This is a genomic window from Flavobacterium sp. KKT103 (assembly GCF_055640565.1).
On record NZ_CM145766.1, the window covers coordinates 1539400 to 1553267 of the forward strand.

Consider the following 13868-nt stretch of genomic DNA (forward strand, 5'->3'; position numbering starts at 1 on the left):
CTTTTCAGAACATGTTGGACATAAAAGATTTTTCAATTTTTGAAAACCAGGTAAGTTTTGACTTCAAAGGGTTTTTAATTAAAATAGGGAGTTATTGGAAATGGTTTTTGGTTAGTTTAATCATTTCTTATACAATTGCTTATCAAGTTAATATTCGTAAAGAAAAAATATATGCGATGGAGACGCTGATTTCTGTAAAGGAAGAAAGTAACCCATTGTTCACCTCTAACACCAGTTTAACCTTCAACTGGGGAGGTACTTCAGATCAAGTTCAAACCATATCAACAACGCTTCAATCTCGATCTCACAATGAATTAGTAGTGGACAAATTGCAATACTACATTGACTATTTATCGCAAGGAAAGTACAATTTAGTTGACGCATATGGTGCTGTGCCTTTTTATGTCAATATAGATAAAACTAGAGGACAAATTGCGGGTAGTTTGATCAGTATTACTTTTATAAGTGATTCAGAATATGAATTAAAAATACCATTTGCAGGAAACTCAGCTACAACCATAACCTACGCAGATAATTCATATGGAAGCACTGCTGTAGCACCGGGAGATTTTGTAAAAAGATACAAGGTAGGGCAACAGGTTGCATTGCCTTTTTTAAACTGGAAGTTGGAGATCAAAGACAATCCTGGAATGTATAAAGGCAACGAATATTTTGTTCGCTTTAATGATTTTGACGGTACTGTAGGGCAATACAAGGGAATCAATGTGAGTTCAGATGATCGAGGTGTATCTATAATTACCTTGGGGATGCAGGGCACCAATAAAGCAAGAATGGTAGAGTATTTAAATGCCACCGTTAAAATGTTGATCAAAAGACAATTGGATAGCAAAAATCAATTTGCAACCAATACAATCAGTTTTATTGATAGTACATTAGTCGCCATGGAGTCCCAACTAAGAGAAACAGGTGATGAGTTAAAGTCGTTCCGAAAGGATAGAAACATGATTGATGTTGAGGATGGAGGCGCTAAATACTCGGAGAAAATTTCTGATTACGATGTTCAAAAAGATGAAATAGCCCGAAAAATAGCGTATTGTAATTCATTAAAAGCCTATTTAAAAAATAGTGTGGATTACTCGAGGTTGCCTGCACCATCAGTAGCGGGAATCGATGATCCTAATATCGTAGGTAACGTTTCGAGATTGATTGCGCTGTCTACTCAGAGGTCAGAGATGGCTTATGCAGTAAAAAGCGAAAAAATATTCAAAGATTTTGATAATCAAATGGAAGCTGTAAAAAGCGTGTTGTTGGAGAATATAGCTTCTGTTAAGACTTCCTTACAATACGACTTGGGAATAATTGCGAGTAAAATTAATCAAGCAGAAGGGGTAATTAGAAAATTACCCGAAGATCAGCAAGAATTGATTAAAATTAAAAGGAAATATGATTTAAGTGATAATATTTACAATACTTTTTTGCAAAAAAGGAGTGAAGCGGATATTGTTAAAGCGGCCAATTTATCTGATATTCATTTTATTGATCCAGCAAAGGATGTGGGAGGTGGTTTAGTTGGACCAAAAACATCTGTTAATTACATCTTGGCGTTGTTTTTAGGTATTTTGATTCCGTTGATATTTGTTTTTACAATTTTCTTTATCAATAATGCGATTCAAAACACGGAGGATATTTCTAAGCTAACCTCTATACCGCTAATTGGGGTTGTGGGGCTAAATAAAGAAGTCTCTGAATTAGCAGTTTTTGACAAGCCTAAATCAGCATTATCGGAGTCATTTAGAGCAATTCGATCTTCTTTGCAATTTTTGTATAAAAAACAGAAGGTTGAAGGTGGAAAGACACTAATGATTACCTCTTCTGTTAGTGGAGAGGGAAAAACATTTTGTTCCCTAAACATCGCTACAGTTTTTGCCTTGAGCGGAAAAAAAACGGTGGTTGTAGGTTTAGATTTGCGCAAGCCTAAATTATCTGCTGAATTTAATCTTACAAATGAAATAGGGATTGTAAACTACCTCATTGGTCAAAAAGAGCTAAAAGATATCGTTAATACAACTGAAATTCCGTATCTAGATGTGATACTTTCGGGACCAGTGCCACCCAATCCTTCGGAGTTAATATTAACCGAGGCAATGGGCGAGTTAATGGAGCAGTTAAAGAAAGAATATGATTACATCATCCTAGATACGCCTCCTGTTGGCTTGGTTTCTGATGCCTTGGAGTTATCGCAATATGCTGATGTTACACTTTACATCGTTAGGCAAAACTTTTCCAAAAAGGAAATGATTACACTGCTTAACAATAGAGTTAAGCGTGGAGAAATTGCCAATACAAGTATTATATTTAATGGTTTTGAAAATAAAGCAAAATATGGTGCAGGATATGGATACGGGTATGGATACGGTTATGGTTATGGTCCGTATTCTAATGGATACCACGAAGATGAGAAGCCGAAATCACTGTATAAAAAATTAAAAAAAGAGCTGATTAAAAGGTGGAAGAATGCTTAAATTATAAATAAAAGAAAATGGAGAAGAATACAATAAATACGATTTTAATAACTGGAGGTGCCGGATTTATTGGGTCTAACTTATGTGAGTACTTTTTATCCAAAGGGAACAAAGTAGTTTGTTTAGATAATTTTGCAACTGGGCACCTTCATAACTTAAAGGACTTTATTGATAATCCTAATTTTCTTTTAATCGAGGGTGATATTCGCAATTCAGCTGACTGTCAAAAAGCAGTACAAGGAGTTGATTACGTGCTACACCAAGCGGCATTAGGCTCTGTACCTAGATCGATTAAAGATCCAGTTACTACAAATGAGGTTAATGTGTCGGGTTTTCTAAATATGCTGGTTGCAGCAAGTGATGCTAAAGTTAAGCGTTTTGTTTATGCAGCGAGTTCTTCTACTTATGGAGATTCAGTAGGTTTGCCTAAAGTGGAAGAGGTAATTGGTAAACCGCTATCGCCTTATGCAATTACAAAATATGTAAATGAATTGTACGCTGATATTTTTAGTAGAACATATGGCTTAGAAACTATTGGTTTGCGTTATTTTAACGTTTTTGGGCGAAAGCAAGATCCGCAAGGAGCTTATGCTGCGGTTATTCCTAAGTTTGTTATGCAATTAATGAATCATGAGAGTCCTCAAATTAATGGCGATGGAAACTACTCTCGTGACTTTACTTATATTGATAATGTCATTCAAATGAATGAGTTAGCTATACTTACCCAAGATAAGGCAGCAATCAATACGGTTTATAATACAGCCTACGGCGACCGTAACACGCTAAATGATTTGGTTGGTTACTTAAAGCGGGAATTAGCTGTTTTTGACCCAAGAATAATTGATGTTCCAATTTTGTACGGTCCTAATAGAGTGGGAGATATACCGCATTCATTAGCAAGTATCGATAAGGCAAAAACAGTACTGGGGTATGACCCACAGTTTTCATTAGAGAAAGGCTTGAAGGAAGCTATTGATTGGTACTGGAATAATCTTAAATAGAAAAGTTCGAAAGGACTATTAAATAATTGAAAATATAAATAAATGAAAATTACTAAGATTTGCTGTATCGGTGCTGGATATGTTGGAGGTCCCACTATGGCAATCATCGCTCAAAAATGTCCGCATATTGATGTAACCGTCGTTGATTTAAATGAAGAACGAATTGCGGCTTGGAATGATAAAGATGTCAATAATATTCCAATATATGAACCAGGTTTGGCAGCTGTAGTTGCCGAAGCTCGAAACAGAAACTTGTTTTTCTCTACGGATGTTGAAAAAGCAATTGACGAAGCGCAAGTTATTTTTATTTCGGTTAACACCCCAACCAAGACCTACGGAAAAGGAAAAGGGATGGCTGCTGATTTAAAATACATTGAGCTATGCGCTAGGCAAATTGCCAAAGTAGCTAAAACTGACAAAATTGTTGTTGAAAAATCGACTTTACCCGTTCGTACCGCCGAGGCAATAAAGAGTATTTTAGACAATACAGGAAACGGAGTACAGTTCCAAATATTATCAAATCCAGAATTCCTTGCTGAAGGTACTGCTGTAGATGATTTGTTGAATCCAGACCGTATATTAATTGGTGGTGATAGTTCTAAGGAAGGGCAAGAGGCAATGCAATCCTTGGTGGAGGTATATGCTAATTGGGTTTCTACTGATAAAATATTAACGACTAATGTGTGGTCGTCAGAGCTTTCTAAGCTTACTGCAAATGCTTTCTTAGCGCAGCGAATTTCGTCTATCAATGCAATGTCAGAGTTGTGCGAAAAAACTGGTGCTGATGTCAATGAAGTGGCAAGAGCAATAGGAATGGATAGTCGAATAGGTTCTAAATTTTTAAAAGCGTCTGTTGGTTTTGGAGGATCTTGTTTTCAAAAGGATATTTTGAATTTAGTGTACATTGCTAAATCGTATGGTTTAAATGAAGTGGCGGATTATTGGGAACAGGTGATTATTATGAATGATCATCAAAAGAGACGCTTTTCAAACAATATTGTGCAGACATTATATAATACGGTTTCGGGTAAAAAAATAACTTTTCTAGGTTGGGCCTTTAAAAAAGATACTAATGATACTAGAGAGTCGGCATCAATTTATGTTGCAGATGACTTAATAAATGAAAATGCAACTATAGCAGTTTATGACCCTAAAGTTTCAAGAAAAAAAGTACTGGCTGACTTGAATGAGTTACAAACTAGAGACGCTATTGTTAATGAAAAAAGTATTCAGTCTTTTGCAGCTCCATATGAAGCATGTAAAGAGGCTCATGCTATAGCTGTTTTGACAGAATGGGATGAATTTACGGATTATGATTGGCAAGGGATTTATGATTCCATGCAAAAACCAGCCTTTATCTTTGATGGTAGAAACGTATTAAACGGACCGGCTTTAAAAGCAATTGGTTTCGTGTACCAAGCAATTGGTTCTTGAAATAAAAGAAAATTATATTCAATGGTCAACGGTGGATAATAACAGTTCTAGAAAAAAAGATAATATGAATTGGTACGTGCTATATACAAAACCAAAATGGGAAAAAAAGGTAGCTGAACAATTAACGAAGAATGGAATAGAATGCTACTGTCCAACCGTAATTAAGGTACGGCAATGGTCAGATCGTAAAAAAAAGGTAGAAGTACCTCTTTTTAATTCGTATGTTTTTGTTCAACTACCCGAGGCAGATAGGAATATCGTTTTTAGTTCTCCGGGTGTGGTTCGTTATCTTTTTTGGTTAAGTAAACCCGCAATCGTCCGGTCAGAAGAAATTGATGTTATTAAAAAATGGCTTAATACGGGCTTTGATGCTGATATTTCTGTCGCTAAGTATAAAGTTGGAGATGAAGTCGAGGTAGAGTCAGGACCTTTTTTATCTCAAAAAGCAATCGTCCAGGAAGTTACTAATACTAATTATATTTTGGTGTTGGAATCGTTGGGATGTGTACTAAAAATGAAAATTAATAAAGAATAAAATAATTGCCAACTAATTAATAATCTAATCAGTTGGCAATTTTATTTTGGTCACTAATATTAGTGATTTTTAAAAGACAACTATGTAGTTTGTTTACAGAGAGGTCTTGAAGGTTAGTCTGTTATAGATTTAAAGTATATAAGTATAAAGTTTTCTTATTTTTGACTTTCCAAAAGTGAGGGAATTACGGCTAATTGTCATTATATTTGCCCTAAAATAGGCGTGAATTTGAACTTAATTATGTGAGTTTGAATCGCGAAGCTGTGTACAGTTGTTACGAAAACATGAAATTAATGAACCCTAATTCAAAAATAGCAGTAATTGGTCTTGGATATGTCGGCTTGCCGCTAGCAAGACTTTTTGCAACGAAATACGCTGTTGTAGGATTTGATATCAATCTTGGTAGAGTGTCAGAATTGCAATCAGCAGTAGATGCTACTTTAGAGATAGATTCTAGTGCTTTAAAGAAGGTTTTGGTTCAAGATCTAAACGCAACTCAAGGTCTATTTGTGACAAGTGCAATAGCGGATATTAAAGATTGTGACTACTATATTATTACGGTTCCTACGCCAGTTGATAAAAATAACCGACCAGATTTAACACCTTTGTATAAAGCGAGTGAGACCGTTGGGAAAGTAGTAAAAAAAGGAGCTATCGTTATATATGAGTCCACCGTATTTCCTGGAGCGACGGAGGAAGAATGTGTTCCTGTTTTAGAACGTATTTCTGGCCTAAAGTACAATAGTGATTTTTATGTCGGGTACTCACCTGAACGAATCAACCCAGGAGACAAAGAACATACGGTTGATAAAATACTAAAGGTTACGTCTGGTTCTACACAAGAAGCGGGACAAAAAATAGACGCATTGTACCGCTCGGTAATATCGGCTGGTACACATTTAGCACCATCGATAAAAGTAGCTGAAGCAGCGAAAGTAATCGAAAATTCGCAACGAGATATTAATATCGCTTTTGTGAATGAATTAGCCAAGATATTTAATCTAATGAATATTGATACCCAAGCAGTGCTGAAAGCTGCCGGTACCAAGTGGAATTTTTTACCCTTTAAACCGGGTTTGGTTGGAGGGCATTGTATAGGAGTAGATCCGTATTACTTGGCGCAACGCGCTCAGGAATTTGGCTACCATCCTGAAATTATATTAGCCGGGAGACGATTAAACGATAGTATGGCTGAGTATGTCGCCTCACAAATCGTAAAATTGATGATTAAAAAAGGGATATCCATAAATGGAGCTTCCTTATTGATGTTAGGAATGACCTTTAAGGAAAATTGTCCTGATGTTAGAAATACGAAGATAATTAATGTAATCGAAGCTTTGAGCGATTACGGAATTAGTGTTACGACCTACGATCCTGTTGCTAATCCTGAGGCGGTATTAAAGGAATATGGGATTATTACACTGACAAATTTGCCTACTATAACATTTGACGCTGTTGTACTAGGTGTTTCTCATAATGCTTTCTTATCGCTTGAAATCGCAACTTTATTAAAGCCTTTGAGTGTTTTGTACGACGTCAAAGGAATTTTAGGGGACCAAGCGGATGGACGTTTATAGTGTCTCTTTTTATAACTAAATGAAAAGTATAGCTTATTATGGAAAATAAATCCATTACACATGTAATTTTAACGGGAGGAGTAGGTAGTCGATTGTGGCCACTTTCTCGCAAAAGCCAACCCAAACAATATCTTGATATTTTTGGCGGAAAGTCCCTGTTTGAAATGACTGTGGAACGCAATAAAAACATTGCTGATCAGGTGATGGTTGTAGGGAATATTGACAACCGTCATTTGAGCGAAAAAGTATTTGAGAAATCGAATACATCCTATATTGATATTGTGGAATCAACACCTAGAAATACGGCAGCAGCAATTGCATTTGCCGCTTTTGCTTCACAACCAAATGACATTTTAATTGTAACTCCTTCTGATCATATTATTGGAGATGCTGATTTATACGAACAGTCTATTCAAGAGGCAATCGAAAAGGCATCTAATGGTTTTATTGTAACCTTTGGGATTGTGCCTACTAAGCCTGAAACAGGTTATGGTTATATCGAACGTAAAGGAGACAATGTACTTTCTTTTAGAGAAAAACCGAATCAAGTTACAGCAACTGACTTTATAGAAAAAGGAAATTTTCTATGGAATAGCGGTATGTTTTGCTTTAAAGCAAATGTTTTTCTTGAAGAATTACAAAAATATACACCCGAGGTTTATGAGAAATCAAAAATAGCTTGGGAAAACAATAAGGATGGTAATTTAAACTTGGAACTTTCACTAGAAATTCCTTCCATCAGTATTGACTATGCTGTAATGGAACGCAGCAGAAAGATAAAAGTAGTTTCGGCACAATTCTCATGGTCAGATTTGGGTTCTTTTGAATCCGTTTATGATTATTTGAAAACGATTGGGCATCCAGTAGACAAGCATGGTAATATGGTAATTGGTACTAATAATTATACAGCTTTTGTGGGAGTAAGAGATACTATTTTTGTCTATACTCCAACTGCCAACCTTATTTTGCAGAAGCAATATTCACAGGATGTAAAAAATGTGTACACGGCATTAGAAAGACAAAATTCTGATTTGTTAAATTAGCACTTCAGAAGGTTAGTTTTCTAGTATATATTGTTTTAAAATAATCAAGTAACTTATCTAGTAACTTACATCTAAAAACGATCTCAAGATAATCATATGAAAAAAATATTAGTAACCGGTGGAGCTGGTTTCGTTGGTTCACATTTATGTACTCGTTTAATTAACGAGGGGCATGATGTGATTTGTTTAGATAATTATTTCACTGGTGACAAAAAAAATATTTTACACTTGATGGGTAATCCCCGTTTCGAGTTAGTTCGTCATGATATTACAGAGCCTTTTTATGCTGAGGTAGACGAAATCTATAACTTAGCTTGTCCGGCCTCTCCTGTCCATTACCAGTACAATCCTATCAAAACGATTAAAACATCGGTTATGGGAGCGATTAATACTTTGGGACTAGCAAAGCGCGTCAAAGCGAAGATTTTACAGGCAAGTACCAGTGAGGTGTATGGTGATCCAACGGTACATCCGCAACCCGAAACCTATTGGGGTAATGTAAACCCTATTGGGATTCGTTCCTGCTACGACGAAGGGAAGCGTTGTGCGGAAACGTTGTTTATGGATTACCACAATCAAAACCAAGTTGATATTAAAATCATTAGAATTTTTAATACCTATGGTCCAAGTATGAATCCTGCTGATGGACGTGTGGTTTCTAATTTTATTGTGCAAGCATTAAGAGGAGAAGATATTACTATTTTTGGAGATGGTTTACAAACACGGTCTTTTCAATATGTAGACGATTTAGTTGAAGGAATGATTCGAATGATGAATTCAGAGGATGGTTTTTTAGGTCCCGTTAATATTGGGAACCCAAATGAATTTACTATGCTAGAATTGGCTGAAGCTGTTATAGCTTTAACGGATTCAAAGTCAAAAATTATTCACTTCCCGCTACCACAAGATGATCCTAAGCAAAGACAACCGGATATTAGTTTGGCCAAAGCGAAGTTGAACGGTTGGGAACCAAAAGTACAATTGAACGAAGGCTTGATAAAGACGATTGCTTATTTTAAGCAGATTGTCGACCAAGAAGTTAAATGAAAATAAGTCAGTTTTTACCTAATCAAGTAGGTTACTAAAACAATACGATTTACTCTAAATCAAATACAATAATATAGCATTGATGGATAATACACAACAAACTTGGACGGAAGAAATTAAATCCAAGGATTCCTTGTTTTCAGTTAATTTACAAGAAGTATGGCAATATAGAGATTTGCTGTTTTTACTTATAAAAAGAGATTTCATTACTTTTTACAAGCAAACTATATTGGGGCCACTTTGGTTTTTTGTGCAGCCACTAATAACAATGGTCATGTATGTGGTGCTTTTTGGGCAAATTGCTAAGTTGTCTACAGATGGATTACCTCAAGTAGCTTTCTATCTGGCAGGAATTACCATTTGGGGCTATTTTTCTGAGGCCCTAACTAAAACTTCCACCGTTTTTAGAGACAATGCTTCGGTTTTTGGTAAAGTCTATTTTCCTAGATTAATAATTCCTTTGTCAGTTGTCTGTTCAGCATTAATGAAATTTGCAGTTCAATTCAGTTTGTTTATTGTCGTGGTATTGTACTATACATTTGTAGAAGGAACTATTCGACCTAATATTTGGGTTCTAGCTACCCCTTTTTTAATTTTGTTAATGGCTGGTTTCGCTCTTGGATTAGGGATGATTTTTTCGGCGCTAACCACTAAATATAAGGATTTAAGTTTTTTACTTGCCTTTGGGGTACAGTTAGCCATGTACGCTACTCCTGTAGTCTATCCTATTTCGGCTATGCCAGAAAAATACATGTGGATCATTAATGCCAATCCTCTAACAGGTATATTTGAATGCTTTCGATACGGCTATTTAGGTTCTGGAAGTTTTGAGATCTTTAATCTAGGAATGAGTACCCTATTGATTTCTGTAATACTAACTATTGGCATTATCATCTTTAATAAAGTAGAGAAAAGTTTCATGGATACGGTTTAAATCTAATGGAAGCAACTTACATGAAAATTACCTCAAAATTGAAAAACGTAAAATGAAACAATTAGCCATTCAAGCAGAAAATATATCAAAGCAGTACCGACTTGGAGAAGTAGGAACAGGTACATTAACTCATGATTTAAATCGATTTTGGAATAAGCTCAGAGGAAAAGAGGACCCTTACACAAAAATAGGTGATACGAATGACCGTACTGCAAGTGGTGGTAGTGATTATGTTTGGTCTCTAAAAGATATTAATTTTGAAATTGAGCAAGGGGATGCAGTTGGTATAATTGGTAAAAACGGAGCAGGAAAAAGTACATTGTTGAAATTATTAAGTAAGGTTACTAAACCTACGACTGGTAATTTTAAAATTAATGGACGTATAGCATCTTTGTTGGAGGTTGGAACGGGCTTTAACCCGGAGATGACCGGTAGAGAAAACATCTATATGAATGGTGCAATGTTAGGGATGCGTCGTCATGAAATCACTCGTAAGTTTGACGAAATAGTGGCCTTCTCTGGTGTGGAAAAATACATAGATACACCAGTAAAACGGTATTCATCGGGTATGTATGTGCGTTTGGCTTTCGCGGTAGCAGCGCATCTTGAATCTGAAATTTTAATTGTTGATGAAGTTCTTGCAGTAGGAGATGCCGAGTTTCAAAAGAAATGTTTAGGGAAAATGGGCGATGTTTCAAAAGGAGAAGGTCGAACTGTATTATTCGTTAGTCATAACATGGAAGCAATTAGAAAATTGACTGATAATTGTTTGGTGATGGAAAATGGAAATTTGGTTTACTATGGTGATACGGAAAAAGCAGTAAAGAATTATATCAAAAACAAAGACCATTTTAAAATCATTCAAGAGTGGACAAATTGTAATGAAGCTCCGGGGAATGATCTTACCAAATTAAAAAAAATTATGGTTAGTGGAATAGGAGCTGTTCCACAACGAGAATATTCTACGACTGACGATATTTTTATAGACATAGAATACTGGGATTTTAATTCGCAATTTAAGTCAACTGCAATTGTTCATGTATCAAATGAAGATGAACAAGTGCTTTTTGCAAGTAATGAGTTTAGTGCTTTGAATTGGAATGAACTTCATGATGGTACGGGAATTATAAAAGCAACTTGTAAAATCCCGCGAAACTTCCTTGCAGATGGTGATTACACTGTATTTATTGCAATTGGGAATTACAATCCTAATATGATACATGTTCGGCTAGATGATGCGCTTAAATTTTCAGTAGTAGAATCTTCAGATGTTTTGAATTCTGTTAAAAAAGACACTACTGGTAAATGGCCTGGATTAGTGAGACCAGATCTAGAGTGGAAAATATCTAAATCCTAGTTATGGCAAATAGGATATATAATCTATTTATAAAAATCTTTCTCAAAGTATTTAATTCAGTGCAAGACTATAAATTTGATTTAGAAATTGAAGCTGTAAAGAGAAGTCTGAAAAAAGTAGGTAAAAATTTTAATTTAGGTTCTGACTTTAGAATTTTAAATCCAAATTATGTTGAAATCGGCCAAAATTTTAGAGCTTCTAGTCGGTTTAGATTGGAAGTAGCAGAAAGTTTTGGAGAACAAAAATTTTCGCCACAAGTCATAATAGGAGATAATGTAATTTTTCATACAGATATTCATATTGGTTGTATAAATAAGGTAGAAATAGGGAATGATTGCCTATTTGCTAGTAGAATTTTCATCACGGATCATTATCATGGAAACGCTACAAAAGAAATGGTAAAATTAGCACCGAAAGATAGGCCTTTGCTAAGTAGTGGTCCAGTTATTATAGGAAATAATGTTTGGGTCGGTGAAGGTGTAGCTATAATGCCTAATGTCACTATTGGTGAGAATAGTATAATTGCAACAAATGCAGTTGTAACAAAAAGTATTCCTCCAAACAGTGTCGCTGCAGGAGTGCCAGCAAAGGTTATAAAAATGTATTCGTAAATCTTTAATTTCACTTCTTAAGGTAAATTATGCAATCATTTAATTTAGCAATAATAATCCCCTTTTTTAAGCTTACTTTCTTCGAAGATACTTTAGTTTCTTTGGCTAATCAAACGTCTAAAGAGTTTACGGTTTACATAGGCGATGATGCTAGTCCGGAAGACTGCTCTTCTCTAATTGCTAAATACAAAGATAGGTTCAACTTGAAGTACCATCGGTTTACTTCTAATATGGGAGGTACTGCTCTGACACAACAATGGGATCGATGTATTAGTTTGAAGGCAAAGGAGGAATGGTTCATGATCTTAGGTGATGATGATTATTTAGGGAATAATGTTGTTGAGGAATTTTATAATGCTATTGCAGTTGACACTAACGATGCTACTGTAATTCGTAATGCCAGCCTTTTAATAAATCAAGAGGGTGATCCTATCTCTCCTGTATACAAACATCCGCAATACGAAGAGGCAATTGCTTCTTATTGCAGAAAATTGAATAATGAAACCAGAAGTTCGTTGTCTGAACATATTTTTAGAACAAGTGCCTACAAAAAATACGGGTTTAAAGATTACAAATTAGCTTGGAGCAGTGATGACCGAGCTATTATCGATTTCTCTAGTGGAAAACCGATATTTTCGACGGATGCTATAGTGTATGTAAGAATGTCAGATCTTAATATCTCTGGTGGGAAGGATAATATTCAAGAAAAAATTAGCGGACGTCTGTTGGGTACTCATGATTTACTTAAGGATTACAGCTCTAAAATGAGTCGAGAGCAAATCAAGCTTTTCGTTGCACTTTATGAAAACTTGATTTATAGATCAGCTTCATTACAATTAAAACATAGTAGCTATTTATTGCAGCTATCAATCAAGTATTTTGGAATTCAATATGCTGTTAAACAGCTACAGTCTTTACTTCACAAATTAGTTTCAAAACCAGAATAAAGCTGCTATTATCTTTTATGAAAAATTACCTCTACTTAATTTATTGGATTTACAGGACATTACCTTTACGTTGGAACTTTCCTAAGTATAAAGTCATGACTTTTGAGGAAACAGTGAATGATTTAGTAAATAATAAAAAAAGTATCGCCCGTTTTGGTGATGGCGAATTTTTACTGCTATTAAAGGAAAGGGATCTTGGTTTTCAAAAACTAGATGTGCAATTAGCTGATAAATTAGCAGCGGTTTTAAATAATCGCAATCCTAAATTATTGGTTGCTGTGCCACATAGTATTGTTACAACTAAAAATCATAAACGATTTGCCAAAGTTCATTGGTTGATGTTTATAAATACTCACGGTAAAAGGCTTTCAAAATTTTTAAGTGTAGATTATCAGTATGGTAATGCCAATATGACTAGGCCTTACGCAGGTGCCGTAGACCAATCCCAAGCGAAACTGCTTTTTGATAAATTGAGAGCCATTTGGGAAAAGCAAGATATTTTAATAGTTGAGGGTGATTTATCACGATTAGGAGTAGGGAATGATTTATTTGATAACGCTACTAGTTTAAAAAGAATTATTTGTCCAGGAAAAAATACTTTTGATAAATACGATCAAATTAAAAGCGCAGCATTAAAATTAGGAGAGAATAAATTAATTCTGTGTGCCTTAGGACCTACAGCTACTGTACTTTGTTCAGATCTTAGTGATTTAGGCTATTGGGCAATTGACATTGGTCATATTGATGTTGAATACATGTGGATGTTGATGGACTCCAAAGGCAGGACTTCAGTAAAAGGAAGGTATGTTCACGAATCTCATAATACCGAAGGATACGAGCTAGATCCTGAATTTGTGGCTCCTTACAAAGAATCAATACTATTAGATTTATCGCTCTAA

General features: G+C 35.3%; 12 protein-coding genes. All 12 read left to right on the forward strand.

The genetic code is table 11. The features are described 5' to 3' along the window. The first annotated feature begins 11 nt into the window (after positions 1-11). The 12 genes from ACZ2G0_RS06580 to ACZ2G0_RS06635 all read left to right on the forward strand — a co-directional run bounded on the left by ACZ2G0_RS06580 (position 12) and on the right by ACZ2G0_RS06635 (position 13868). Positions 12-2483, forward strand: coding sequence for a polysaccharide biosynthesis tyrosine autokinase (locus ACZ2G0_RS06580; protein WP_470309539.1), 2472 nt, complete (start codon positions 12-14; stop codon positions 2481-2483). Positions 2484-2500: 17 nt separating this feature from the next. Beyond that, a complete protein-coding gene (locus ACZ2G0_RS06585) occupies positions 2501-3484 on the forward strand; it encodes an SDR family oxidoreductase (RefSeq protein ID WP_470309540.1) in 984 nt (327 codons plus the stop codon). A gap of 42 nt (positions 3485-3526) precedes the next feature. Continuing rightward, a complete protein-coding gene (locus tag ACZ2G0_RS06590; protein WP_470309541.1) occupies positions 3527-4918 on the forward strand; it encodes a nucleotide sugar dehydrogenase in 1392 nt (463 codons plus the stop codon). A gap of 64 nt (positions 4919-4982) precedes the next feature. Further along, complete coding sequence (locus ACZ2G0_RS06595; RefSeq protein ID WP_470309542.1) at positions 4983-5453, forward strand: UpxY family transcription antiterminator; 471 nt, start codon at positions 4983-4985, stop codon at positions 5451-5453. A 293-nt stretch (positions 5454-5746) separates the two neighbouring features. After that, entirely contained in the window at positions 5747-7030 is a 1284-nt protein-coding gene (locus tag ACZ2G0_RS06600) for a nucleotide sugar dehydrogenase (RefSeq protein ID WP_470309828.1), read from the forward strand. A gap of 38 nt (positions 7031-7068) precedes the next feature. After that, the gene (locus tag ACZ2G0_RS06605; RefSeq protein ID WP_470309543.1) at positions 7069-8073 is read left to right on the forward strand and encodes a mannose-1-phosphate guanylyltransferase; all 1005 of its coding nucleotides are present in this window, start codon (positions 7069-7071) and stop codon (positions 8071-8073) included. A gap of 96 nt (positions 8074-8169) precedes the next feature. Further along, positions 8170-9120, forward strand: a complete 951-nt coding sequence (locus ACZ2G0_RS06610) for a UDP-glucuronic acid decarboxylase family protein (protein WP_470309544.1) — start codon at positions 8170-8172, stop codon at positions 9118-9120. Positions 9121-9202: 82 nt separating this feature from the next. Beyond that, positions 9203-10054 (forward strand): ABC transporter permease, encoded by an 852-nt coding sequence (locus tag ACZ2G0_RS06615; RefSeq protein ID WP_470309545.1) that lies wholly within the window; start codon positions 9203-9205, stop codon positions 10052-10054. A 52-nt stretch (positions 10055-10106) separates the two neighbouring features. Continuing rightward, the gene (locus ACZ2G0_RS06620) at positions 10107-11411 is read left to right on the forward strand and encodes an ABC transporter ATP-binding protein (RefSeq protein ID WP_470309546.1); all 1305 of its coding nucleotides are present in this window, start codon (positions 10107-10109) and stop codon (positions 11409-11411) included. A gap of 2 nt (positions 11412-11413) precedes the next feature. Next, positions 11414-12022: an acyltransferase gene (locus ACZ2G0_RS06625; protein WP_470309547.1), complete on the forward strand. Its 609-nt coding sequence runs from the start codon at positions 11414-11416 to the stop codon at positions 12020-12022. 29 nt (positions 12023-12051) lie between these two features. After that, positions 12052-12969: a glycosyltransferase gene (locus ACZ2G0_RS06630; protein WP_470309548.1), complete on the forward strand. Its 918-nt coding sequence runs from the start codon at positions 12052-12054 to the stop codon at positions 12967-12969. A gap of 95 nt (positions 12970-13064) precedes the next feature. Then, complete coding sequence (locus ACZ2G0_RS06635; RefSeq protein ID WP_470309549.1) at positions 13065-13868, forward strand: GT-D fold domain-containing glycosyltransferase; 804 nt, start codon at positions 13065-13067, stop codon at positions 13866-13868.